The sequence below is a fragment of the Pelagibacterium sp. genome (assembly GCF_035555455.1).
GTDB lineage: Bacteria > Pseudomonadota > Alphaproteobacteria > Rhizobiales > Devosiaceae > Pelagibacterium.
Genome location: NZ_DATMGM010000026.1, coordinates 1 through 25,381, shown reverse-complemented (window position 1 = coordinate 25,381; position 25,381 = coordinate 1). Strand labels below are relative to the sequence as shown.

The window sequence follows — 25,381 nt, the reverse complement described above, 5'->3', positions numbered from 1 at the left end:
TGAAATGAGGCCCCGCTTTCAGGCGAGGCCTCATTGGTGCGCGAGAGCGCGACAAGCGTGCTTTATGGCACGATTGCAAGAGCAAGAAGCTTTATTTTCTTTTCCAGAGCCAGAGCTTTTGCCTGGCCTGGGCCGGTTTTTTTCTCCGGCACAGGCATTAATGCAGCACGATCATTGCCGCAGCATTGCGCGAGAAGACCAAGGTCATTCCGCCGGGGCATGCACCTCGGCATCGTCCGGGCCCTTGGGCAGAAAGCGGGAAACGAACCGGCCGAACCCGTCGATATAGGTCAGGATCACCGGCACCACGACAAGCGTCAGCAGCGACGAAGAGATCATGCCGCCGATAATCGCGTGGGCCATGGAGGCGTTCTGCTCGCTGCCCTCGTGAAGGCTGAGCGCCAGCGGCAGCATGCCAAAGATCATGGCCAGCGAGGTCATGACGATGGGCCGGAACCGCGTCGTGCCCGCCGTCACCAGCGCATCCCGCAACGACAGGCCCTCGGAGCGCCTCTGATTGGTATTGTCCACCATCAGAATGGCGTTCTTGACCACCAGCCCCATCAGCATGATGAAGCCGATCAGCGACATCATGTTGATAGTGCTCCCGCCGACCATGAGGCCGAGCAGCACGCCAACCAGCGATAGCGGCACCGAGATCATGATCGCAATCGGCTGCAAGAGACTGCCGAACTGGGAGGCGAGAACCAGATAGATGAGGACGATTGCCAGCAGTAGCGCCGAGCCCGCCGAGCCGAAGGTTTCGTTCATGCTCTCGGCGTCCCCACCCATCGAGGCCCAATAGCCCACCGGCAGATCGAGATTGTCGATCGCGGCCTGGATCGGGCCAATCACGTCGCCAAGCGCAGCCCCCGAAATATCGGCGGTAACCTGAACCGACCGCGACAGGTTCTGTCGATTGATCTCGCCCGGGCCCTCCGACAGGATGATTTCGGCAACCTCGTCAAGGCGGATGAGCTGCTGGCTGCCCGTGGCACCGCTCTGGCTGACCGGCAGGGAGCCAACCACATCGGGACGGTCGCGCAGATATTCGGGAAGCCTGACGACCACATCGACATTCTGCCCTTGCGAGTTGACCCAGGTGCTGACCTCTTGTCCGGCCAGCATCGGGCGTAGCGTGGCACCGATCTGCTGCATGGAGACGCCCAGATCGGACGCCAGTTCGCGATTGATGCGGATTCCGAGAACCGGCTGTGCGCTCTGAAGCGACGTTTCAATATCGACGATGCCATCGATGGCGGCAAATTCGGCGGCCAGCGAGTCGGAAACCCTGCGCAGCGTATCGAGATTGTCGCCAAAGATGTTGACCGAGATCGGCTTGGCGACCCCGCCAAGACCGCTTGCAGCCCCCACAAGGGTATGGACGCCGGGAACCGAGGCCAGGGCCGCGCGCACCGGTGCCGTCATCTGTTGCGGCGTCAACTCACGCTGACTTGGCGGGACCATCGACACCAGAATAGATGCAGCGTTTTCACCCAGAGACTGACCGGAATTAACCGTGGCATAGGTCCGCTCGACCTCCGGGAACTCATGCAGCACGCGTTCGATCTGGTTGACCTTGGCGGCTGTATATTCAAGCGAGGAGCCAACAGGGGTCTCGATCGTAACCTGAAACTCGCTGTTGTCCTGCGCGGGAATCAATTCGAACCCGACGAGCGGGATCAACAGGAAGCTGCCCACAAAGATGGCAAGAGCAGCCACGAGCGTGGTGATGCGGTGATTGAGGCACCATTTGAGCAGACTGCCATAGCGGTCCGTCAGCCAAGAAAAGAATTTACCGAACAGCCCGATCGTACGACCGATCCGGCCCCGCGGCGCATCCTCATGGGCGTGGGGATCGTACCAGATGCTCGACATCATGGGATCGAGCGTAAAGGCCACGAACATCGAAATCAGCACGGCGACCGAAACCGTCACGCCAAATTGCAGGAAAAACAGCCCTAGAATTCCGTCCATGAAGGCCACGGGCAGGAATACGGCGACGATGGTGAGCGACGTGGCCAGAACCGCCAGGCCGATTTCCTTGGTCCCATCGAGAGCCGCCTGCCGGTGCGATTTCCCCATCTGCAAGTGACGCATGATGTTTTCGCGCACAACGATAGCGTCGTCGATCAGGATACCGATCGACAGCGACAGCGCCATAAGCGTCATCATGTTGAGCGTGAAGCCCAGAATGTCGAGCACCACCATGGTGCCGATAATCGAAATGGGCAGCGTGAGGCTGGTAATGATCGTCGAGCGCCAGGAGTTGAGGAACAGGAACACGATGACCACGGCCAGAAACGCGCCCTCAACCAACATATTGATGACAGCGTAAAACGACTGTTCCACCGGAACAGCACCATCCCGGACGACTTCGACGTGCACGCCCTCGGGAAGTTCGTTTTCGAGAAGATCTGCGATGGTTTTGTGAATCGCGGCGGCGACCGACACCGTATTGGCCCCCTGAATCTTGACGATATCCACGGCAAGCGCGCGCTGGCCATTGACATAGGCAAGGCTGTTTTCGTCGGCCTGACCGGCCTCGATCACCGCAACATCTCCCAATCGCACTGGCTGATTGCCCCGTCTGGCAACGATGATGTCGAGGAAATCGTCCGGATCCGCTATCTCACTCTCGATCTGGATCGACTGGACGGAGGAGGCATCTCGGACGGCTCCGGCGGGAACAACCTGATTATCCTGGGAAACCGCCGCAACAACGGCGTCCATACCCACGCCGAAAGCGATCAGGCGGTCAGGGTCGACCAGAATATTGAGCTGATTGGGCACTCCACCCACGATCGTCGCCCGCCCCACACCCTGGATGTTGCCAAGCCGGGTGGCGATCACGTCGTCTGTCAGGGTCGTGAGATCCCTGGCCGACATCGTGTCGGAACTGATGGCCAGCGAGACGACCGGCATTTCGGCCGGGTCAAACCGCAGGACCTGCGGGCGATTGGCCCCTTCGGGAAGTTGGGATTCGGCCTGGGCGACGCGGTCGCGAACGTCCTGCGCGGCGGCAGCAGAATCGATCTCCATGTCGAACAGGATGATGATCATCGCCTGACCCGACTGCGAAATCGACTGAAGCGTATCAACCCCGCTCAGGGAGTTGATTGAATTTTCGATCGGTCGGACGACGTCGTTTTCCACCGCTTCGGGCGAGGCTCCCGGATAGGCGACAACGACTGCCACGACTGGCAAATCGATGTCCGGCAGTTGCTCGACCGGCAGTCGCTGGTATGAATAAATGCCAAAGACCATGATGGCCACCATGACCATGGCGGCAAAAACCGGCTGGGCGACGCTAATGCGTGTCAGGAACATGGCAATCAGCGCCCTTCGATTGTCACGGGCATGCCGGCGGCAAGTCCCGAAAGGTGCTGTCCGACGAGGACATCGCCGACATCAAGCCCGGTGACTTCCGTCATGCGCGAATCTGTCCATTCCCGGACGATGCCGACAGCGCGGCGCACAAGCTGATCATCTTTGATGCCCAGCACATAGCTGCCGTCATCGTCCTCAAGCACCGCCTGACGGGGGACCGCGATCACATCCTCAGCCTGCGAGATCACGATCTGTCCGGTGACGAACATGCCGCCGCGCAGCATGCCGCCTGGATTGTCGAGGGTCAGGAACACCGACAGCGAGCGTGTGCCTTGCGCCGCCACCGGGCTGATCCGGCCAACCGCGCCGGCAAAGGTCCGGTTGCGCAGGCTTTCAACGGTGATCACGACATCCTGTCCTGCTTCAATATCGAGCGCGTCGGACAACGAGGCGTTACCGACCACCTCCATCTGCGCCGTATCGACGACGACCACAACGGGAGTGCCCGGATTGACCGACTGTCCGGAATCGACCATGCGCTCGGCGATGATGCCGGCAAAAGGCGCGCGGATGGTGGCATTCGACAGGGTGAGATCGAGGGTCGCCAGTTGTGCTTCCTGAGCGCTGAGATTGCCTTCGAGGCTGTCGACACCCGATTGCGCCGCCTCAAGGGCAGAGCGCGAACTCGTTCCTCGCTCGGCCAGCGCCCGTGCAGTGTCGAGCTGGCTTTGCGCAAGGGTCAGTTGAGCGCGCGTCGCCGCAATGGCGGCCTCCTGCTGCTGGCGCTGCAGCAAGAGTTCCGCTGTATCGATCTCGGCGATCACATCACCTTGTTCAACACGATCGCCCGGCCGCACGTTGACCGTCTCGATCATGCCCGCGCTGCGAGTGGAAACCGAAGCCTGACGCGCCGGACGCAGCGTGCCTGTGATGTTGACAGTTTCGAGTTGTGTCGACGCGGCAACCTCAAAAATCTCGACCGGATCGAGCCGCATGATCACCGGGTCTGACGGCGCTTCGTCCATAGCGACGGGAGCGGGCGCGTCCGATGATTGCGTTTGCGATTGCGAGAACCAGACATAGGCCCCTGCCCCAATCACGGCCAAAACAAGAATCCAAAGCCAGAACCGGCCCTTGCGCGGCGTGGGTTGATCGGCTTTGCCACCCTTGGGTTCGGACGGTGACACAGGCTCGTTTGCGGATGCAAACGCATCCTTGCCATGCAACACATTCATGAAAAATTCCTGGACCTGACTGCGCTGCCACCGGTGCCACCATCCGGGACAGCTCGCTGTTTATAAGCCGCAATGACGGCACGTTGCCCGCTGGTACATCACAAAGATTGCATCAGCATTGCGTTTTTCCCGTAGCCCGTAACGCTGGGGCAATGTTAGCGCTTGAAGGTGCGCCACAAGGAGACTGTGATGCGATTGTTGCTCGTTGAAGATGAGCCGGAAATGGCCAGCATGATCACCGCAGCCCTCAAACGGCACGACATGATTGTGGATCTGGCACCAAATCTGGCGATTGCCAGGGAAGCGATCCAATCGGCGAGCTACGATATGGTCGTTCTGGACCGTCACCTTCCCGATGGCGAGGGGCTGACCTTCATTTCGTATTTGCGCGCCGAGACCGGCGGGGTGCCCGTGATGGTGCTGTCCGCATATGGATCGACCCAGCAGCGCATCGAAGGGCTGGACGTCGGCGCCGACGATTATCTGGCCAAACCCTTTTCCATCGATGAGTTGATCGCCCGCATACGGGCGCTGCGCCGGCGCCCGGTCGCCATGATCGACCAGCTTGTGAGCCTGGGAGATCTGACCTACGACGTCGCCAATCGGGAGGCGAGCGTCCGTGGTTCTGTTCTGGGCCTGCCCCGGCGCGAGCGGCTGGTGCTCGAAGCGTTGATCCAGCGCGCCGGGCGCAGCGTGACCCGCGCAGTGCTCGAAGAATCCGTCTTCGGATTCGATGATGAAATCGCCTCCAATTCCCTTGATGCGCACATCTCAAGGCTCAGGCGAAAGCTGACCGAGGCCGGTGCCGGCGTTGAAATTCATACGATCCGCGGCATCGGCTATCTCATCCGGCAGTCGGCATGATCTGGAAACGCACCCGCTCGCTGCGATCGCGCCTGATGGTCCGCCTCGTACTGGTTCAGGGCATCGCGATTGTTGTTTCGGCCACGCTCGGGATCGGCGCCATCGTTCTGCTTTACGGTTTCGACCGGCAGATTTCCAATCCCGATGATGCCCATGTGGTGGCAGAGGCTCTCGATTGGGACGCCGATGGCCGCCTTATCCTCCATCCCACCGCCGCCTTTGAACGCCTGCATGACGAAGCGCCCGGGTTCTGGTTCGTGGCTCAGGATGAACACGGCGCGACCCTGAGCTTCGGCAGCGTGCCAGAGATCTACGCCGGCATAGCCAGCCGCGTGGGTGAGCTTGGCGGGGTGAGCCTGCGCGGCTATGACGTGGGCTCGACCCTCGATGCGTTCGTGCGCATCTATGAGGACGGGGACGCCCGCCTGCACATTATTGCCGGCAATGGCAGGCTGGTCGATATCATCCCCGCCGCGCTACAAGCGATCAATCATTACCTGCTGGTGTTGTTTGCCGTGCTGGCCCTGGCAACGACGGCCATGATCCCATGGATCATCCGCAGGGAGATGCGCTCTGTCGAAGCGGTCGCCGCCGAGGCCAACATGATCGATATCGACCAGCGCGGCATGCAACTGCCCACCGATCGCCTGCCCCGCGAAATCGAACCCCTCGTGAGCGCTTTCAATGCCGCCCTCAAGCGCATCGACAAGGGCTATATGCGCCAACAGCGGTTTCTGGCCGCCGCCGCCCATGAACTCAAGACGCCGATCGCCATTCTCCAGACCCGCATTGAAACGCTCGTGCCGCGGCCCGAGCGCCAGCGGCTTCTGCTTGACGTGGCGCGGCTGAACAACCTTGCCGAGCAACTCCTTGACGTGCAGCGCCTGGAGCAGATTTCCCCCGAGGACACGGCAACCGACCTTGTCGCACTGACCCGGGACGTCGTGGCCGATCTTGCCCCGCTCGCGATAGCCGCGGGCTATGAAATTGCCTTTGACAGCAAGCTCGCCAGCAGCTTTGTCCGCGCCGACTATGGCGCCATCGAGCGCGTCGTCGCCAATCTCATCCAGAATGCGATAGCCCATGGCGGCGGCGGCGGGGAAATCCGGATCACGATCGATGACGACGGCCTGCTCATGGTTGCAGACGAGGGCCCGGGTGTGCCCGACCAGCACAAGGAAGACATCTTTGAACCTTTCCACCGGGTCAAACCGCTCAATCACGGATCAGGCCTGGGGCTGAGCCTCGTCAGCGACGTGGTCCGACTGCATGGGGGGCACGTCTCCGTCGCCGACCGCCCCTCCGGCGGAACCGCCTTCACAGTGTCTCTGCCCCTAAGATGAGGGAGCCGCAAACAGGAAAGCGCGCTCCCACACTGGATATGGCGGCTTCGGACGAATGATGACCCGAAGCCGCCATAATATCGGAAACGCGTATGGACAACCTAGCGGCTTGCCGCCCGCAACTGCTTCGCGGCGTCAACCAATTGAACAAGGGAGGCTCGGGTTTCCAACCAGTCGCGAGTCTTGAGGCCGCAATCGGGGTTGATCCACAGGCGTTCGGCCGGGATGGTTTCCAACGCTTTGTTCAGAAGCGCGACCATAGCTTCGCTATCGGGCACCCGCGGCGAGTGGATGTCCCAGACGCCGGGGCCGATGGCGTTGGGGTATTTGAAGGTGCCGAACGCTTCGAGCAGTTCCATGTCCGAGCGCGAGGTTTCGATGGAGATCACGTCGGCGTCGAGCGCGGCGATGGCGTCCATGATGTCGTTGAATTCGGCGTAGCACATATGGGTGTGGATCTGGGTCTGATCGGCGACGCCGGCGGCGGAGAGCTTGAAGCAATCGACAGCCCAGGCGAGATAATCCGCCCAATCAGCCTTGCGCAGCGGCAGGCCCTCACGAAGGGCGGGTTCGTCGATCTGGATCATGCCGATGCCCGCCTCTTCGAGGTCGAGCACTTCGTCGCTGATGGCCAGGGCGATCTGGCGGCAGGTTTCCGAACGCGGCTGGTCGTCGCGCACGAAGCTCCATTGCAGGATGGTGACCGGGCCGGTGAGCATGCCCTTCATGGGCTTTCGCGTCAGCGACTGAGCGTAGGCGGACCATTCCACCGTCATCGCATGGGGGCGCGAGACGTCGCCGAAGATCACCGGCGGCTTGACGCAGCGCGAGCCGTAAGACTGCACCCAGCCGCTTTTCGTAAACGCGAAGCCTTCCAACTGCTCGCCGAAATATTCCACCATGTCGTTGCGCTCGAACTCGCCATGAACGAGCACGTCGAGACCCAGTTCTTCCTGGATGGCCACGCATTCCCGCGTCTTATCCTTGAGGAAGCCATTGTAGGCCGTGCTGTCGAGCTCGCCGCGCTTGTGGGCGGCGCGGGCCTGGCGCACATCCCTGGTCTGGGGGAACGAGCCGATGGTGGTGGTGGGAAAGAGCGGCAGGTTGAACCGCTGTTTCTGGATGGCATCGCGGACCACAAAAGGGCTTTTGCGGCTGAGCAGGTCGGGGGTGATGGACGCCACGCGTTCGCGCACCCGGGAATTATGGGTACGTTCGGAGGCTGTGCGGCTCGCGAGGGCCTTGCTGCTTGCTGTAAAGGCCTCGCGAGCCGCGCCTTCGCCACGTTGAATGGCGAGGGTGAGAGCCTGGACCTCTTCGAGCTTTTGCCGCGAAAAGGCGAGCCAGGATTTGAGGTCCGGATCGAGATTGGTTTCGAAATCGAGATCGATCGGGGTGTGCAGTAGCGAGCAGGATGGCGCGATCTGCAGGCGATCGGGGCCGACGAGGTCCCAGGCGCGACGAACGAAGGCGAATTTTTCTTCCAGATCGGCACGCCAGATGTTGCGGCCATCGATCAGGCCGAGCGAAAGGGTGGTGGGCTTGTCGCGCAAAGCCGCCAATACGGGTTCGAGCTGTTCCGGCGCGCGGACGAGATCGACATGCAGACCGGCCACCGGAAGATCGGCGGCGAGGTCGAGATTGTCGCCCAGAGCGCCGAAATAGGTGGTGAGCATGATTTTGGGCGCTATGGGAGCCAGCGCTTCGAACGCGAATTTCAGCGCCGCCTGCTGCTTGTCGCTAAGATCGAGCGCCAGAACGGGCTCATCGATCTGCACCCATTTTGCGCCGATGGCCTTGAGCGTCGCGAGGATTTCCGCATAGGCGGGCACCAGGCGGTCGATCAGGCCGATGGGCGCGAAATCGCCCTTGGCCTTGCCCAGCGACAGCAGGGTGACCGGCCCGAGCAGGACCGGGCGCGTTTCGATGCCCAGCGCCTGGGCCTCACGGAATTCATCAACGATCTTGGTCGAAGAGAGATTGAACGTCTGGTCGGGCGCGAATTCGGGGACGATATAATGGTAATTGGTGTCGAACCACTTGGTCATCTCCATGGCCGGGGCGGTGTCGGTGCCGCGCGCGCAGGCGAAATAGAGATCGAGCGGATCACCGCTCTGCAGATCGGCGAAACGCTCGGGAACCGCGCCAAAGGCCAGCGCGGTGTCGAGCACATGATCGTAAAGTGTGAAATCGTTGGAGGGGATCACCTCGATCCCGGCGGTTTGCTGCAATTGCCAGTGGCGGGCGCGCAACTGCGCGGCGGTCGCCAACAGGTCCGATTTTGACGTCGCGCCCTTCCAATAGGATTCAAGCGCGAATTTGAGCTCGCGATGCGCGCCGATGCGGGGGAAGCCGAGATTGGCCGAAACGGTCATGGATTTGCCTCATGCGAAAACGGGCCGCGAGTCTTTGATCGGTCGCGCTTCCGAACCGCAAAAGTGGCGTCCACTTTTGCTGGAAGCGCTCCAACGAACCACGCGGAGAAAAAAGGGAATGAATGGGAAGTGATGCGCCTGCGGTCAGGCCGCGGGCATTCGCATGTCGCAATGAGGCTGCGAAAGAAGGGAGATTGCGTCGATCATCGTCGTGTCCTCGAACCGATCCACCCCGATCGGCCAAAAAGGAAAAGCAAGGTCCAAGGTAGGTCTCCTGGCTCGCGGTTCAAACCGAGTGCCCGCCTTCCCGGAAAACTCCAGTGGCCTTTGGACGCTCTATCACCGCCTACAGTTGCGGGGGCAGCTTCGGACTTGAGCCAAGGCCCTGACCGAATTCCCTGTTATCCCCTCGCGGGGACCGTGGACGAGAATGAAACTGACGCAATCGCCGCCTGATGTCAACACAGATATAAAGATATCTTTATATCACTTTCCTTCCACGGAATTACCCACAGGCCCGATTGCCGATTGACGCGAATCATCGCGCCCCACACTATATATGGCGTGTTACGGTTCCCCCGATCGCAAGATCAGGGGCTAAGACGGGAAATCGGTGAGAAACCGATGCTGCCCCCGCAACTGTAAGCGGAGAGCTTTCTTCCACCAATTCGCCACTGGCCATCGGCTGGGAAGGCGGGAAGAACGCGACGATCCGCGAGCCAGGAGACCTGCCGTGCGCGTGAACTGTCTTTCAACGGGCGGGGTGTCTCGTTGGGTTCGTGTGCCGGCGGAAGGGGATTTTTGTGTCCTGTCCGCAGCTTCACGCACCTTTGCGCCCCGTTGCAACAGCATCCGGGGTGCCGATGTCGCAAGTCCTTTCCGCCGATCCAGCCGATCTCCCATCAACGCGCCATGCCGAGGCTTTTGAGCCGGGCTACAGCCTTATCAAGCGCAATGGGAGCGTGACCCCGTTCGATGCCTCGAAGATTTCGGTGGCGCTGACCAAGGCGTTCATCGCCGTCGAGGGCAATTCGGCCGCCGCATCGCGGCGCATCCACGAGATCGTCGAGCAACTAACCGGCAATATCGTCGCCGCGTTGACCAAGCGCGTGGGCGAAGGGCGCACCTTCCACATCGAGGACGTGCAGGACCAGGTGGAGCTGGCGCTGATGCGCTCGGAAAACCACAAGGTGGCGCGCGCCTACGTGCTCTATCGCGAGCGCCGCGCCGCCGAGCGGGCCGAACAGGCGGCGAAAGCGCCGCGACTGGTCGAAAGCGCGCCGGGGCTTTCCATGCGCGATGCGGAGGGCAACAGCGTTCCGCTCGATTTCGCGCGCCTCGAAACCGTGGTCGCCGAAGCCTGCGCCGGGCTGGAGGGCACCTCGGCCCAGGCGATTATCGATGAAGCACGGCGCAATCTCTATGACGGCATTTCGCTCGACGAGCTGGCGCTGGCCCCCATTCTCGCCGCCCGCACGCTGGTGGAAAACGATCCCGGCTATGCCCAGGTCAGCGCCCGCCTGCTGCTCGACCGACTGCGCCGCGAGGCGCTGAGCTTCGTTTTCGGCCGACCCGAACAGGCGACGCAGGCCGACATGGGCACCCGCTATGCCGAGTATTACCCCGCCTACGTCAAGACGGGGATCGATGCGGACATGCTCGACCCCGAGCTGGCACGGTTCGACCTGAAGCGCATCGCCGCCGCCATCCGGCCCGAGCGCGACATGCAGTTCCAGTATCTGGGCTTACAGACCCTTTACGACCGCTATTTCCTGCACGTCTCGGGCCAACGTTACGAGCTTCCGCAGGCCTTCTTCATGCGCGTCGCCATGGGACTTGCCCTGCGCGAGACTGAGCGCGAGGAGCGGGCCATCGAGTTCTACAATCTTTTGTCGAGCTTCGATTTCATGGCCTCCACGCCGACGCTGTTCAATGCCGGAACGCGCCGTCCGCAGCTTTCCTCGTGCTTTTTGACCACGATCGGCGACGATCTCGACGCCATTTTCAAGAGCATCAAGGACAATGCGCTGCTCGCCAAATATTCGGGCGGGCTGGGCAATGACTGGACGCCGGTGCGTGGGCTTGGCGCCCATATCAAGGGCACCAACGGGGAAAGCCAGGGGGTTGTACCCTTCCTCAAGGTCGCCAACGACACGGCGATTGCCGTCAACCAGGGCGGCAAGCGCAAGGGAGCGGTGTGCGCGTATCTGGAGACCTGGCATATCGACATCGAGGAATTCCTCGACCTGCGCAAGAATACGGGCGACGACCGCCGCCGCACCCACGACATGAACACAGCCAATTGGGTGCCGGACCTGTTCATGCAGCGCGTCGAGGAGGATGGCGAATGGACGCTGTTTTCGCCCGACGAGGTGCCCGACCTGCACGACCTCTACGGCAAGCCATTCAAGGCCGCCTATGAGCAGGCCGAAGCCGACGCCGAGGCGGGCCGCATCAAGGTTTACCGCAAGGTTCGTGCTGTCGATCTGTGGCGCAAGATGCTTTCGATGCTGTTCGAGACCGGGCACCCCTGGATCACCTTCAAGGACCCGTGCAATCTGCGTTCGCCGCAGCAGCATGTGGGCGTGGTGCACTCGTCTAACCTGTGCACGGAAATCACGCTCAACACCTCGGCTGACGAAGTCGCCGTGTGCAATCTCGGATCGGTGAACCTTGTCGCCCATATCGGGGAAAACGGGCTTGATCACGACAAGCTCGCCAGAACCGTCAAGACGGCGATGCGCATGCTCGACAATGTGGTGGATATCAATTTCTACACAATTCCCGAAGCGCGGCGCTCCAACCTCAAGCATCGTCCGGTTGGGCTGGGCCTGATGGGTTTCCAGGACGCCTTGCAGATGCAGGGCATCGCGTATGCCTCCGACGCGGCCGTGGACTTCGCCGACGTCTCTATGGAAGCGATCTCCTACCACGCCATCTGGGCCTCGACCGAACTGGCCGAGGAACGCGGCCGGTATCAGAGTTTTGCGGGTTCGCTGTGGTCGAAAGGCATCCTGCCTGTCGATTCCATCGAAAGGATCGCAGAGGCGCGCGGCAGCGTCGATATGGACCGCACACAGCGGCTCGATTGGGAAGTGCTGCGCGAACGCGTGTGGACGGTGGGCATGCGTAATTCCAACTGTCTCGCCATCGCGCCGACCGCAACCATCTCCAATATCTGCGGCGTCAGCCAGTCAATCGAGCCCGCCTACCAGAACCTTTACGTCAAGACTAATATGAGCGGCGATTTCACCGTAGTGAACGCGCTATTGGTCGCAGCGCTCAAGGCACGCGGCCTCTGGGACGAGGTGATGATCTCGGACCTCAAATATTTCGACGGCAGCGTGGGGCAGATCGATCGCATCCCCGACAATCTCAAGGCAGTCTTCGCCACCGCCTTCGAGGTCGACGCCAAATGGCTGATCGCAGCGGCCTCGCGCCGGCAGAAATGGATCGACCAGGCCCAGTCGCTCAATCTCTATATCGCCAACCCCTCGGGCAAGGCGCTGGATTCGATCTACAGGCTCGCCTGGTCGATGGGGCTCAAGACCACCTATTACCTGCGCTCTCGCGCGGCCACCAGCGTTGAAAAATCCACCCTCAAGGGCACGGACGGCAAGCTCAACGCGGTCTCGCCGGTCTCGGTCGCGCCCGTCGCCCCATCCATCGACACATTGCGGGCTCGCGCGGAACGCGAGGCGGGGCTCAATGCCTGCGCCATCGACGATCCCGAATGCGAAGCCTGCCAGTAGAACCAAGGACAAATGACCATGAGCACTCTCGCATGGGATGATGCCCCCAATCCCGCCGCGTCCAATACGGACACGGGTGACGCCACAGGCCTGGGCCAGATCGAGCGCGGCGCCGCCCGCGTCTCGGTCTCTGACAAGGCGATGATCAACGCCCGCGCCGACGTCAATCAGCTCCTGCCCTTGAAGTACAAATGGGCCTGGGAGAAATACCTTTCGGGCTGCGCCAATCACTGGATGCCTACGGAAATTTCCATGCAGGCCGATATCGCGCTGTGGAAATCGAAAGACGGGCTGACCGATGACGAACGCCGCATGCTCAAGCGCAACCTGGGGTTCTTCGCCGCCTCGGAAAGCCTTGTGGCCAACAATATCGTGCTGGCCATCTACCGGCACCTGACCAACCCCGAATGCCGGCAATATCTGCTGCGACAGGCGTTCGAGGAGGCGGTCCACACCCACACCTTCCAATATATCGTGGAAAGCCTGGGGCTGGACGAGGGCGAGCTGTTCAACATGTATCGCGAGGTGCCCTCGATCACCGACAAGGCGGCGTGGGCCTTAAAGCACACCCAGAGCCTCGATGATCCCGAATTCAGCACTGGCACCACCGAGGCCGACCAGCATTTCCTCAAGGACCTCGTGGCCTTCTACGTGATTTTTGAAGGCATGTGGTTCTACACCGGCTTTGCCCAGATTCTGTCGCTGGGCCGCCGTAACAAGATGGTGGGGATCGCCGAGCAGTATCAATACATCCTGCGCGACGAGAGCATTCATCTCAACTTCGGCATCGACGTGATCAACCAGATCAAGATCGAGAACCCGCATTTGTGGACGGCGTCCTTCCAGGAGGAAATCCGCGCCATGCTGCGCGACGCCGCCGAGCTGGAAGCCGCCTATGGCCGCGACACCATGCCCACCGGTTTCCTCGGCCTCAACGCGGCGCTGTGCGAGCAGTACATGCACTTCATCGCCAACCGCCGTTGCGCGCAACTGGGGCTGGAGCCGGTCTTCCCACCGGCGGACAATCCGTTCCCGTGGATGAGCGAGGTAATGGATTTAAAGAAGGAGAAGAATTTCTTCGAGAGCCGGGTCATCGAGTACCAATCAAGCGGCTCGCTAAGCTGGGAGTAAACCTTAGCAGAATTCCGCAGAAATATCAGAACGGCACAAAGAGCTGAAAACAAGAGAGTCCGCAATGCGGACTTTCCAAACGTCGGCTAAGACAAGTTTTACGATGTAACCGAACCCCGAAAACGACGCGTGTCTGCCGTGCAGGCCGCTCAGACCACCGCTCCAAACCGGCCATTCTAAGGGCGTCAGGATTTGAGCTCGAATGCAGGACTGCGGATCGTCTGCTTGTAGTGGTCCGTAGTCCTCGTCATCGGCTCAGGCTGCCAGCGCTTGCGACAGGCCTGTGTCGTTTAGCCAAGCCACCCAGCGATGCAAGAAGGAACGAGGGCAATAAAAACAAGAACTTGGCTTTGGCGCCATAACATGCACACGCCGCACTCTCCGCAGCGATCACGCTAAGTCATTGATATACACTGGAAAAACTGGTGCCGCTTAGGTGACTCGAACACCTGACCCCATCATTACGAATGATGTGCTCTACCAACTGAGCTAAAGCGGCACGGCCCGGAGGCGGTTGGGCGTCTTTTAATGGGCGTGTGGGCAAGGTGCAAGCGCAAAAAGCGCCGCCCCAACGCACGCGCCAGTTCAGCCCGATGGGTGCGGCAGGGCGGGGGCCGGATCCCGGACGATCTCGGCCGCTCGCTCCGGGTCGGCCAGCAAACGGACCGGCCGGGTTTCGAGGGGAACCTTCCACGCGAACGCGTCCAGCCGTCCGGTGACGGGAGAGGCCGGGGCCCATTCGTCCGATGTGACGCCATCGGCGGTCCAGACCGGATTTGCCGGTGCGGTCACGGCGCGAGCCAGCCATTCGCGCGAAGCCCCCTGATCCCCTGATTGCCCTTCTTCGATTTCGGCCATCAACAGGCACATGTCCCGGGTCGGCTGTCCGACGACGAACGGCGCGAGCGCTTTGCGGGCAAGTTCCCATTCATAGGCATCGATCGCCGCGCGGGCGAGGACGATGGCCGCGGCCTCGTTGTTCCCCGGAGCCGCGACAAGCTCCTCGATGCGTCTGAGGCGCTCCACCGCTGAACTGCCCGGCGTGACATGGGCATAAAGTGTTGCCGCATCGGGATGGGAGCTGGCCTTCCAAACCCGGCGCAACAACGCTGAGGCGCGGCGGGTATCACCCCGATTGATCAGGATCCGCGCGGCGACCAGCGCTGCCGGCACAAAATCGGCAATCGCGCGCAGAGCCTTTTGGGCATGCTCATAGGCGGCGTCCGGCTCGGTTTCTTCCAGCGTCAGGGCAAGAGCGGTTTCCAGAACCCCCTGCCGCCGGCTCTTGGCAGCTTTCTGCACCCGCGTGCGGGCTGGAAGCGACGCGCTCATATTAAGCGCCTCGGCCCAGTCCCCGCGGGCAGCCAGATCGTCAAACACCGCCTCCGAGGCCCAATCGAGGCTGGGCGAAATCGCCAGCGCCTTGCGGGCAAAGGTGATCGCAGCTGTATTGCGGTTCTGGGTGCGCGCCTGATCGTAAAGCCCCGACAGCGCCGCAAGCGCGGTCCGCTCGTTGGAAATCAGAGCGCGGTAATGTTCTCGCGCCGATGCCAGATCGCCCAGCGCCAATTCGGTCCTTGCTTCGAGCAACTTGGCCGCCGGATTATCGGGAAGCTTGGCCCGGGCATCGCGCGCCAGCATCCGGGCCTTGGAAAATTCGCCCGCCTGCAAGGCGATCACCGCGTCGGAGAGCGCTTCGACGCCCGCCTTTTCCCGCCTCCGGGCATTGGCGCGGGCCAGCGCAGCAGGCGCGCCAATGGCACGCGAAAATAGCCCCCAGAGCAAAGCGGCCAGTACGGCGATCACCAGAACGGTCAGAATGGCAAAGCCCGGCCCCGGGCTCATGCGCCACGAACCGAAGGCAATCTCCACGGTGCCCGGCAAACTCATGGTCCAGGCCGCGCCCAACGCCAAAACCAGGCTGGCGACGAGATAGAGAACGAGGCGCATCATTGGCTGGCCTCCGTGGCAGGTGCAATCGGGTCGGCGGCGCGGATAGTCTCCAGCAGGTCCCGGGCGGCGAGCGTGCGTGCCCAAGCTTCGGTGAACCCGGGCGCGGCCTGTTGCATGGGCGCGGGCAGCGCAGCAAAGGCGGCGGCAGCGGTGTTCACATCGCCTGTTTCCAGCGCTTCTTCGGTGCGGCCAACCAGCGCCTGGGGAGTATCCCCTGCAGTAGGGCGCAGGGCGATGGCCGAAGCCGCCTGATCGAGCAGGGTCTGGGCCCAACCCGCCTCGGGGTCGCGGGGACGGGCGGCGAGAATGTCGGGGATTTCCGCGCGAAACCTCGCCAGGAGCCCGGCGTCGGTATCGGCACCGCTTGCGGCAACAGCCCGCACCTGCGGCGAAATCTGCAACGATGGCAGCAGCGGTTCGAGCGCCGCCAACTCGACGGCAAAGGGCTGACCGGAGGTCACCGCCCGCTCCAGCGCGCCAAGAGCAGACGGCAACAAGGCAACCCGGTCCCGTTCGGCGGAAACCGCCTCAAAGGCCGGCTGGTCGGCAATGCGGGTGTCGAGATCATCCACACGTGCCTCTGTCGCCGCAATTCTGGGGGCAAGATTCGCCACTTGCGGTTCAAGCGCATCAAGCCGCGCCGACAGGTCGGAAGCCTGTGCCGCAATCCCCGTCAATTCGGTCGCGATACGGGTCGAATCCTCAGCGGAGGCCCCTGCCGCCACCGCATCGAGACGGCTTGCCAGTTCGTCCACCCGCGTGGACAGCGCGTCCAGATCGGCCTCTGCGGCCAGCCCGTCCAGGGACGGCGCTTCTGCCGCAGAAAGCTGCCCGAGCGCCATCTCCGCCGCGCCGAGTCTGTCTTCCAGCGCAGTGCGTTCCAAAGCCTGCCCGGCGAGCGCGCGTTCCATTTCGGTGGTGCGGGCCTCCAGTGCGGCAATCTCTCCACCGTCCAAGGCTCCGGGCTGCGGCCACCACCCGGCCAGCGCCACCCCATAGGCCAGCGCCAACCCGATCAACGCGCCCCCGCCGACGCTCCCTGCCAGCACGAGAGGCGACATGGCGCCGGGGCCGGACGCAGGCGAGGCCGCAGCGGCGTCCGAACGGGGCGCCGAAGACGCAGAAGGGGCCGGCTGAGTTGCGCTGGCTGGCTTGCTGTCCGACGCTTTCTGCTTGGGTTCAGGACGCGTGGCGGAAGCAGGCGTCGCGGAAGCTGACGCAGGGGCAGAAGGCTCTGGCCTGGCCCCGGACGCCCCGCCACTAGCCGCTCGCTTTTCGGCGCCCTCGCGGCGCGGCGTGGCGTCAATAATCGGGGGTTTGACCGGACCGGATTTCTTTTCTGCCATTTCAGCCTGCCTCTATTCAGGTGAATCGGTCGGGTGTGCCCGCGCCATCATGGACTGATTTGATCGCGCGCAAAAGCCAGCGCTAGGACCATCACCGCTTCGTGGGAGGGTGCATCGGCCAGGCCGATCCGCACGAACCGGGCCGAAACCAGCGGCTCGGCGACGTTCTCCGACATACACAGGCAATGGAGTTTCCCGCGCAGCGGCGCGAACTCTTCGCCCCCCACCAGCCCGGCGAACACTTCTGCCGTGCGCCGGGAATAAAACACCGCGCCGTCGATGTCCCCGGCCAGCAGCCGCTCCCTCAGGCCCGGCGCCAGGCTGGTCGCCGCATGCATTTCATAGAGAATACGCGAGGTCACTTCGATTCCCGACGCGGCCAGCAGCCCGGCCAGATCGCCGCTCTGATGGTGGGCGGCAGGATAAAAAATCCTGCCCTCTGGCCGATCGGCGATGATATCGCGACTCAGGTGATAGAGGGTGCCCTCGGATGCCCGAACCTGCTCGAACCCCGCCGCCCGCGCTTCAGCGCCGGTGTGATCGCCCACCGCATAGACCGGCAGGTGAGCGAAAGCCTCCCCTTCGGGACGGGCCGCCAGCGCGCGGATGCCGTTGGCCGAAGTGGCCGCAATCGCCACGAAGCCGGAGGGATCGGGCAAATCGACGTCCGTGAACCGTGCTTCGAGCATTGGGGCGATGATCGGGGACAGGCCCAGCGCCGCCAGCCCGGCAGCGGTGCGCTCCGCATCGAGCTGAGGCCGGGTGACCAGAATGGTGCGTTTTTCCATGATCAGCCCTGTCGCAGGCGCGTGAAGAAGTCCTCTCCCGCCCGCGCAAGCAGCATCTCGCCAAGCCTGCGGCCCAGCTCTGCGCCCGTATCTGCGTCGCCACTGACCTCGTCTTCATGCACTTCCGACCCATCGGGGGACAGGATCTGCCCAAACAGGGTCAGCCGCCCGTCCGCCAGTGTCGTCAGCGCTGCGATCGGCGTACGGCACGAGCCGTCGAGGGTTTTGAGAAAGGCGCGCTCGGCCTCGACCTTCAGGCGAGTGTCGGGATCATCGAGCATCCCCACCAGCCGGATGGCTTCGCTATCGTCGTCCCGGCTTTCGATGACAATGGCCCCCTGAGCCGGTGCCGGCGGGAACTGCGCCAGATCGAGCACATGGGTCACTCGATGGGCTTCGCCGAGCCGATTGAGCCCGGCCACCGCCAGCAATGTTGCATCGGCGACGCCGTCGGCCAGCTTTTGCAGCCGCGTCTGCACATTGCCGCGAAACTCCACCGTGCGGAAATCGGGGCGGAAACGCTTCATCTGGGCCCGGCGGCGCAGCGAAGACGAGCCGATCACCGCTCCTTCGGGCAGATGATCGGGGCTTTTGGCCCTAAGGGACAGAAACGCGTCGCGCACGTCCTCGCGTGGCAGATAGGCCGGAAGGGTCATGCCCTCGGGCAAGGTGGTCGCCACATCCTTGGCCGAGTGAACGGCGATATCGATCTCACCTGCGGCCAGCGCCACCTCCAGCTCCTTGGTGAACAGCCCCTTGCCCCCCACTTCTGAAAGCGGGCGGTCGAGAATCATGTCGCCGCTGGTCTTGATCACCTTGATGGCGATGCTGTCGGCCTCCAGCCCATGGATGGCAGCGAGCCGGTCGCGGACCTCGTGAGCCTGCGCGCGCGCCAGCGGCGAACCGCGCGTACCGATGGTGAGAACGGGAGTGGGAGCAGGAGATTGCAATATGGCCTCGCAGGTGTCACAGATGGGCGCGCTTTTCCAACGCGCGAATAGCGGATTGCGATCCGCTTTTTGCATCAGACCACAGCCAAGGGCCAGAGACCAGATCGCCGCAATGGATCGCGACACGCTGATTTTGGGGATCGAGACCAGTTGCGACGAGACCGCCGCAGCTGTCGTCCGGCGTTTTTCCGATGGACGCGGGGAGATTGTCTCCAACATCGTCCGCAGCCAGATCGATGAACACCGCGCCTTTGGCGGCGTGGTTCCCGAACTGGCGGCTCGGGCGCATGTGATTCACCTCGACGCGATCATCGCCCGGGCGCTCGATGCAGCAGACACATCGCTTGCCGATATCGATGCGATCGCCGCCACCGCAGGGCCGGGGTTGATCGGCGGGGTCCTGGTGGGGCTGACCACAGGCAAGGCACTGGCAGCCGGCAGTGGCAAGCCGCTCATTGCCGTCAACCACCTCGAAGGCCACGCGCTGACCGCGCGCCTTACCGATGGCGTTACCTTTCCCTATCTGCTGCTGCTGGTCTCGGGCGGCCATTCCCAGATCGTGCTGGTCAAAGGCGTCGGCAACTATGAGCGCTGGGGCGGCACCATAGACGACGCATTGGGAGAAGCCTTTGACAAGGCCGCCAAGCTGCTGGGGCTGGGCTATCCGGGCGGCCCCGAGGTCGAACGCGCCGCGCTCGGGGGGAACGGCAAGCGGTTCGCCCTCCCCCGTCCCCTGTTGCGGGAAAAACGGCTCGATTTTTCTTTCTCCGGCCTCAAGACCGCCATGCGGCTGGCCGCAGAATCGGTGGCCCCGGTTTCGCAGGCCGATATTGCGGACCTGTGCGCCAGCTTTCAGGCAGCGGTGACCGATATCGTCGCAACCCGTGCTCGACAGGCCCTCGACCGCTTCGCCGAGACCTATCCTGATCTCACCCCCACCTTTGTCGTGGCCGGCGGGGTCGCCGCCAACCGCGCCATCGGCACCGCCCTGGCGCAAGTTGCCGACGCGGCCGGCGCAAATCTGGTCATTCCGCCCCCCGCACTGTGCACCGACAATGGAGCGATGATCGCCTGGGCGGGTGCGGAGCGTTTCGCGCTGGGTCTGACGGACGGTTTCGACAGCGCCGCGCGTCCGCGCTGGCCGCTCGACCAATTGCAGCGAGACCCAATGTGAGCGCCTCAATCTTTGTCATCGGTGCCGGGTCCTGGGGCACGGCGCTGGCGCAGGCGGCACGCCTGGCTGGAAACCGCGTCTCGCTCGTCGCACGGGACGCAAATACGGTGGACGAGATCAATTCTCGCCACACCCTGAATACCTATCTTGGCGACATCGCGCTCGATCCCGACCTCTTCGCTCAAACAGGTTTTTCCGGCCTTGAACAGGCCGACGCCATTCTGCTGGTGGTGCCGGCGCAGGCGAGCCGGGCGACGCTTGCCGCCATCGGCCCCGAGCGGCTGGCCGGAAAGCCGGTGATTTTATGCGCCAAGGGATTGGAAACCGGCACCAATGACCGTCAGAGCCAGATATTGGCCCAGACCGCCCCCGATGCCGAACCCTTCGTTCTGTCAGGCCCCAGTTTTGCCCATGACGTGGCGGCAGGGAAACCCACGGCGGTGACGCTGGCGGGGCCGACGGGCGACCGCGCCGAAACCATCGCAACCCTGTTGGCGTCCGACAGTTTCCGTCCCTATGCCAGCGGCGATATTGCCGGGGTAGAGTTGTGCGGTGCGCTCAAGAATGTCTATGCGCTTGGTGCCGGAGCCATTGACGGCGCGGAGCTGGGCCTGTCGGCCCGCTCGGCCTTTCTGGCCCGCGCCTTTGCCGAAATGGGTCCGATGATTGCCGCGCTGGGCGGCAACGAGGCAACCCTCGCTGGGCTTGCCGGCATTGGCGATCTGGCGCTCAGTTGCACCTCCAGCGCCTCCCGCAATTACCGCTTCGGCATGGCGCTGGGACAAGGAATGGGCGTTGACGAAATAAGTTCTTCTGGCATGGGACTGGCCGAGGGCGTTTTCACCGCCCCGGTGGCCCGCGCCATCGCCTTGCGCCACGAGATCGACGCCCCGCTGATCGGGGCGGTGGACATGCTGCTGTCGGGCGAAGCACAAATCGAGGCCATCGTGCCCATGCTGATGCGCCGCCCTTTGAAACGGGAAGGATGACAATGACAAAAATGTTCGCAGTGATCGGCCTCGACAAGCCGGACCATTTCGCACGGCGTCAGGAGGTTCGCCCCGCTCACCTCGCCTATTGGGAGGAAAAGACCGACGCCATGGTTCTGGCCGGTCCGTTCCTCGATGAAAACGGCAACGCGGTCGGTTCGATGATGGTGATCCGGGCGGCTGACCACGACGCCGCTACGGCGCTGGTCGGCGCCGATCCCTACGCAACCGAAGGTGTGTTTGCCAGCGTCGAAGTCAAACCCTGGAATTGGGTCATCAAACGTCCGGAGCACATCTGATGGCATACTGGCTGTTCAAATCCGAGCCCGAGACCTGGGGCTGGCACCATCAGGTGGCCAAGGGTGCGCCCGAGCAATGGGACGGGGTGCGCAATTACGCCGCCCGCAACAATATGCGCGCCATGAAAAAGGGCGATCTGGGCTTTTTCTACCATTCGGTGAAAGAAAAAGCAGTCGTGGGGATCGTGCGCGTCGCCAATGAAGCCCATCCCGATTCGACCACCGACGATCCGCGCTGGGAATGCGTCGATGTCGAAGCGGTGCGTCCGTTCAAACGCCCGGTCACGCTCGACGAGATCAAAGCTAATCCGGACCTTGAGAACATGGTCCTCGTCAACAATTCGCGCCTTTCGGTCCAGCCGGTGACGGAGGAAGAATGGGCCATAGTGTGCCGCATGGGAGAAACCGAGCCCTGACGACTTGCCATGGACGCCCAAACCAAACAGGCGCACACTCAGTAACGGGCTGAAAAAATCCTTGGGAGGGGACGATGAATTATCTGGGCGTCAACTGGCTGGCCATCGTTTTGGCCATGGTGGCTTCGATGGCCTTGGGTGCTGCCTGGTACATGGGCCTCTCCCGCCAATGGTTGTCGGCCACCGGCAAGACCATGGAACAGATCAAGCGCGGAGCCGGTGGCTCAGCGGCCTTTGTCTGGAACGCCGCCATGCAACTGGTCATGGCCTATTTCCTGGCGCTGCTGACCCCGCTGATCCTTGGCACCATGACACTGGGCAATGCCGTCACCGTGGGCATCCACCTGTGGCTGGGCTTCATTATCACCTCGATCATCATCAACCACCGCTATCAGGGCCAGAAATGGTCATTGGCGGTGATCGATGGCGGCTATTTGCTGGCCGTGATGATCGTGCAGGGCGTGGTGTTGGGTCTTCTGGGCTGACCTCGGTTCAGAAGTCAGAGGAAATGCCCTTGATTTCCCAGTCGCCGTAACGGGCCGGGTCGAGCCCGCCACGTCCGTCGATCTCGGTCGGGGCGTCACTGGTCCTGGCATCGATCGCCACGCGCCGCGCCCGGGCTTCTTCCAGGGCGCGCCGCGCGATTTCCGGATCGGGACGCTTGACTTTTTGCGTTTCGGACATGGGTTTTTCTCTTCGCTTTTGCGGGACGGTACTTGTTGGCCGCCATGGGCGTTACCATCATATAGAGCGTTTCGGGAACGAATCTATCGGGGAAAGCCGAGCATTTGATGATCAACACGCTGAGAACCACAATCCTGCTGGCTGGCATGACTGCGCTCTTCATGGGCGTGGGCTATCTGATCGGGGGCACAGGCGGCACCGTGATTGCCCTGCTGTTTGCGCTGGGCACCAACGCCTTTGCTTATTGGAACTCTGATAAAATGGTGCTTTCGGTGCAGGGCGCGCGCGAGATCGATCCCCGCTCGGCACCCGATCTCTACGCGATGACACAGCGGCTTGCCGAAAATGCCGGCCTGCCGATGCCTCGGCTCTATCTGATCGAGACCGACCAGCCCAATGCCTTTGCCACCGGGCGCAGCCCGGATAAGGGCGTCGTGGCCGTGTCCTCGGGCCTCGTGCGCCACCTCGACAGCCGCGAGGTCGCCGCCGTCATCGCGCACGAGCTGGCCCATATCAAAAATCGCGATACCCTCACCATGACCATCACCGCCACCCTGGCAGGCGCGATTTCGATGCTGGCCCAGTTCGGCCTGTTTTTCGGCGGCAATCGCGACAATAACAATCCGCTCGGGTTCATCGGGGTGATCGCCATGGTGTTTTTGGCCCCCATCGCCGCCATGCTGGTGCAGATGGCGGTCAGCCGGACGCGCGAATACGAAGCCGACCGCGACGGCGCGGCGATCTGCGATGATCCGCTCGCCCTTGCCACCGCGCTGGAAAAGATTTCTGCCGCAGGCCAGCGCACCGTCAACATGGCTGCCGAACGCGCACCCGCCATGGCGCATATGTATATTTCCAACCCCCTGTCGGGTGCCCGCATGGACAATCTGTTCTCCACCCACCCCGATGTCGGCAACCGCATCGCCGCGCTGATGGAAATGGCGCGTAATGGTGGCGGAGGCGGTGGCCAAACGCCGCGTTCGCGGGTAAACCCGGCGACGACCACCACCCGGCCCGGCCAGAGCTGGCGTCCGCCCGGCACACGCCGCCGTCCGGATGAAGGTGGCGCGGCGGGCCCCTGGGGATAGGACAGATTTTGAACGACAAACACGACCGACCCGGTCTCAGGCTTCGGCTTGAGGCCGCTTTTCACCTTAAGGCAGTGCTCGACGGCAAGCCATTTTCCCCCATTGGGCCCGAGCGGCTACAGGAGGGACGCGACCGCGCCCTCGCCAACCGCATGGTGACTATCGCCCTGCGCCGACACGGCCAGATCAGCGAAATTCTCAACCGGGCGCTGTCAAAAGGCGTCCCCCAGCGCGCCGGCATCCTCGAAGCGGTGCTGCGGCTGGGCATCGCGCAATTGCTGTTCATTGATGGCATCGCCGCGCATTCCGCGATTCATCTTGCCGTTGAAGCAGCCCGCGCCGACAAGCGCGCCGGACGGTTCGACAAGCTGGTCAATGGCGTTCTGCGCTCGGTACAGCGCGATGCGGCGGCGCTCGCTGCCCTGCCCGCTGCGCTTTTGGTTCCCGACTGGCTGCAAGCACGCTGGCGCACCGCCTATGGCGATGCCGCCTTTGAGCGCTTCACCGATCTCCTCACCGAAACGCCGCCCCTCGATCTGACCCTTAAATCCGCCGATCCGGCGCTTGTCGAAACGCTGGGCGCCCAGCCGCTCCTGGGCGACACCGTACGGCTCGCCGAGCGCGACGCTGCGGTCTCCGATCTTGCCGGCTTTGCCGAGGGGAAATGGTGGGTGCAGGATGTCGCTGCGGCAATCCCCGCCCGACTGCTCGGTGTCCAGGCGAGTGAAAAAGTGCTCGATCTGTGCGCCGCGCCCGGTGGCAAGGCCGCCCAACTGGCAGCCGCCGGCAGCACCGTGACCGCCCTCGATCTGTCTGCCGAACGCATGGAGCGGGTGACAGCCAATTTTGAGCGCCTGCACCTTAATGCCGAAATGGTGGTCGCCGACGCGCTCGACTATGCCCCGGGCCCAATATTCGATGCGGTGCTGCTCGATGCGCCCTGTTCGGCGACCGGAACGTTCCGCCGCCACCCTGAAGTGCTCTGGCATCGGGATGAAAAGGGCATCGCGGGTCGTGTCGCCCTGCAACGGCAAATGCTGGTTCACGCGCAATCCCTGCTCAAGCCCGGCGGGCGCTTGGTCTATTGCGTGTGCTCGCTGGAACCCGAAGAAGGCGAATCCCATCTTCGCTGGGCCGCGGAAGCGCTCAAGGACCTCGAATTCGATCCAATCACCGCGGAAGAACTCGATGGCTGGAGCGCCCCGATCACTGCCGACGGCGCGCTCCGCCTCACCCCCGCGCTTGACCTCCCCGGCGCAGTTGACGGCGGTCTTGACGGTTTTTTTGCCGCCCGGTTTGTCAAAAGGTGAGAATGGACGGGATAATCTTCACTCCGCCCTGTGGTTAACGCAAAGTTGATGCTACATTGGCGTGCTTGCGGGCCAAATGCATTTTGCTTTGCGGACCCAAGCGCGGCAACTCAAGGGGCTGGACGTGCGCAGGGGCGATGCTTGAACCGCCCGGCCCTCCAGTGCCGCGAGTAGAGTTCCGGGTGTGGGCGTGTTTGAAGTTTTGCGTTTTGGTCTGCGGCGGGCGGGCCTGGGTCTGGCCGATCAGGCGGTGACCAATCCATTGTTTTCCTGGACCTGGTCGGGCGCCGGCACGACTCGCTTCGTCGCACGTCTGGCCGAATTCCGTCCCGCCGACGCCCAGAGCGTTCTCGA

Annotated in this window: 19 protein-coding genes, 1 tRNA gene and 2 riboswitches; of the genes, 11 read left to right on the top strand and 9 right to left on the bottom strand. The window is 62.8% G+C overall.

The features are described from left to right. Nucleotides 1–204: 204 nt before the first annotated feature. Together VNS12_RS04665 and VNS12_RS04660 are read right to left on the bottom strand one after the other, a co-directional pair. Entirely contained in the window at nt 205–3,330 is a 3,126-nt protein-coding gene (locus VNS12_RS04665; protein WP_325486678.1) for an efflux RND transporter permease subunit, read from the bottom strand. A gap of 5 nt (nt 3,331–3,335) precedes the next feature. Then, on the bottom strand, nt 3,336–4,565 hold the full coding sequence (locus VNS12_RS04660) for an efflux RND transporter periplasmic adaptor subunit (RefSeq protein WP_325486677.1): 1,230 nt from the start codon (nt 4,563–4,565) through the stop codon (nt 3,336–3,338). Nucleotides 4,566–4,754: 189 nt separating this feature from the next. On the opposite strand from VNS12_RS04660, the gene VNS12_RS04655 reads away from it, so the two are divergent. Both VNS12_RS04655 and VNS12_RS04650 read left to right on the top strand, forming a co-directional pair. After that, nucleotides 4,755–5,429, top strand: a complete 675-nt coding sequence (locus VNS12_RS04655; protein WP_325486676.1) for a response regulator transcription factor — start codon at nt 4,755–4,757, stop codon at nt 5,427–5,429. Further along, nucleotides 5,426–6,772: a sensor histidine kinase gene (locus VNS12_RS04650; protein WP_325486675.1), complete on the top strand. Its 1,347-nt coding sequence runs from the start codon at nt 5,426–5,428 to the stop codon at nt 6,770–6,772. The genes VNS12_RS04655 and VNS12_RS04650 overlap by 4 nt, the downstream gene beginning before the upstream one ends. 101 nt (nt 6,773–6,873) lie before the next feature. Here VNS12_RS04650 and metE read toward each other — a convergent pair whose 3' ends face one another. Beyond that, the gene (gene metE, locus VNS12_RS04645; protein ID WP_325486674.1) at nt 6,874–9,147 is read right to left on the bottom strand and encodes a 5-methyltetrahydropteroyltriglutamate--homocysteine S-methyltransferase; all 2,274 of its coding nucleotides are present in this window, start codon (nt 9,145–9,147) and stop codon (nt 6,874–6,876) included. 247 nt (nt 9,148–9,394) lie between these two features. Beyond that, a riboswitch (cobalamin riboswitch) is annotated at nt 9,395–9,585 on the bottom strand. A gap of 115 nt (nt 9,586–9,700) precedes the next feature. Further along, nucleotides 9,701–9,896: riboswitch (cobalamin riboswitch) on the top strand. Between the two features lie 114 nt (nt 9,897–10,010). On the opposite strand from metE, the gene VNS12_RS04640 reads away from it, so the two are divergent. Further along, nucleotides 10,011–12,899: a ribonucleoside-diphosphate reductase subunit alpha gene (locus VNS12_RS04640; protein WP_325486673.1), complete on the top strand. Its 2,889-nt coding sequence runs from the start codon at nt 10,011–10,013 to the stop codon at nt 12,897–12,899. Between the two features lie 18 nt (nt 12,900–12,917). Further along, nucleotides 12,918–14,030 (top strand): ribonucleotide-diphosphate reductase subunit beta, encoded by a 1,113-nt coding sequence (locus VNS12_RS04635; protein WP_325486672.1) that lies wholly within the window; start codon nt 12,918–12,920, stop codon nt 14,028–14,030. A gap of 423 nt (nt 14,031–14,453) precedes the next feature. On the opposite strand, the gene VNS12_RS04630 is transcribed toward VNS12_RS04635, so the two are convergent. From VNS12_RS04630 to hemC, 5 genes are all read right to left on the bottom strand, one after another. Continuing rightward, nucleotides 14,454–14,529, bottom strand: a tRNA-Thr gene (locus VNS12_RS04630). A gap of 86 nt (nt 14,530–14,615) precedes the next feature. Then, entirely contained in the window at nt 14,616–15,983 is a 1,368-nt protein-coding gene (locus VNS12_RS04625; protein WP_325486671.1) for a heme biosynthesis protein HemY, read from the bottom strand. Then, a complete protein-coding gene (locus VNS12_RS04620) occupies nt 15,980–17,044 on the bottom strand; it encodes a COG4223 family protein (RefSeq protein WP_325486670.1) in 1,065 nt (354 codons plus the stop codon). The genes VNS12_RS04625 and VNS12_RS04620 overlap by 4 nt, the downstream gene beginning before the upstream one ends. 332 nt (nt 17,045–17,376) lie before the next feature. Further along, on the bottom strand, nt 17,377–18,117 hold the full coding sequence (locus tag VNS12_RS04615; protein ID WP_325486669.1) for a uroporphyrinogen-III synthase: 741 nt from the start codon (nt 18,115–18,117) through the stop codon (nt 17,377–17,379). 2 nt (nt 18,118–18,119) lie between these two features. After that, nucleotides 18,120–19,067: a hydroxymethylbilane synthase gene (hemC, locus tag VNS12_RS04610; RefSeq protein WP_325486668.1), complete on the bottom strand. Its 948-nt coding sequence runs from the start codon at nt 19,065–19,067 to the stop codon at nt 18,120–18,122. Between the two features lie 112 nt (nt 19,068–19,179). Between hemC and tsaD the strand changes: the two genes are divergently transcribed. From tsaD to VNS12_RS04585, 5 genes are all read left to right on the top strand, one after another. Then, the gene (gene tsaD / locus VNS12_RS04605; RefSeq protein WP_325486667.1) at nt 19,180–20,241 is read left to right on the top strand and encodes a tRNA (adenosine(37)-N6)-threonylcarbamoyltransferase complex transferase subunit TsaD; all 1,062 of its coding nucleotides are present in this window, start codon (nt 19,180–19,182) and stop codon (nt 20,239–20,241) included. Beyond that, entirely contained in the window at nt 20,238–21,230 is a 993-nt protein-coding gene (locus tag VNS12_RS04600) for an NAD(P)H-dependent glycerol-3-phosphate dehydrogenase (RefSeq protein ID WP_325486666.1), read from the top strand. The genes tsaD and VNS12_RS04600 overlap by 4 nt, the downstream gene beginning before the upstream one ends. 2 nt (nt 21,231–21,232) lie before the next feature. Then, nucleotides 21,233–21,529, top strand: a complete 297-nt coding sequence (locus tag VNS12_RS04595) for a YciI family protein (RefSeq protein WP_325486665.1) — start codon at nt 21,233–21,235, stop codon at nt 21,527–21,529. Then, nucleotides 21,529–21,945: an EVE domain-containing protein gene (locus VNS12_RS04590; protein ID WP_325486664.1), complete on the top strand. Its 417-nt coding sequence runs from the start codon at nt 21,529–21,531 to the stop codon at nt 21,943–21,945. The genes VNS12_RS04595 and VNS12_RS04590 overlap by 1 nt, the downstream gene beginning before the upstream one ends. Nucleotides 21,946–22,019: 74 nt before the next feature. After that, nucleotides 22,020–22,430 (top strand): DUF1761 domain-containing protein, encoded by a 411-nt coding sequence (locus VNS12_RS04585; RefSeq protein WP_325486663.1) that lies wholly within the window; start codon nt 22,020–22,022, stop codon nt 22,428–22,430. Nucleotides 22,431–22,437: 7 nt separating this feature from the next. Here the strand turns inward: VNS12_RS04585 and VNS12_RS04580 are convergent, their stop codons facing one another. Continuing rightward, nucleotides 22,438–22,629 (bottom strand): DUF1674 domain-containing protein, encoded by a 192-nt coding sequence (locus VNS12_RS04580; protein WP_325486662.1) that lies wholly within the window; start codon nt 22,627–22,629, stop codon nt 22,438–22,440. A 110-nt stretch (nt 22,630–22,739) separates the two neighbouring features. Here VNS12_RS04580 and htpX point away from each other — a divergent pair, with 110 nt between their 5' ends. Both htpX and VNS12_RS04570 read left to right on the top strand, forming a co-directional pair. Continuing rightward, nucleotides 22,740–23,717 carry a zinc metalloprotease HtpX gene (gene htpX / locus VNS12_RS04575; protein ID WP_325486692.1) on the top strand — a complete coding sequence of 326 codons (978 nt, stop codon included), beginning with the start codon at nt 22,740–22,742 and terminating at the stop codon, nt 23,715–23,717. 8 nt (nt 23,718–23,725) lie between these two features. Then, a complete protein-coding gene (locus VNS12_RS04570) occupies nt 23,726–25,027 on the top strand; it encodes an RsmB/NOP family class I SAM-dependent RNA methyltransferase (protein ID WP_325486661.1) in 1,302 nt (433 codons plus the stop codon). The last annotated feature ends 354 nt before the right edge of the window (nt 25,028–25,381 follow it).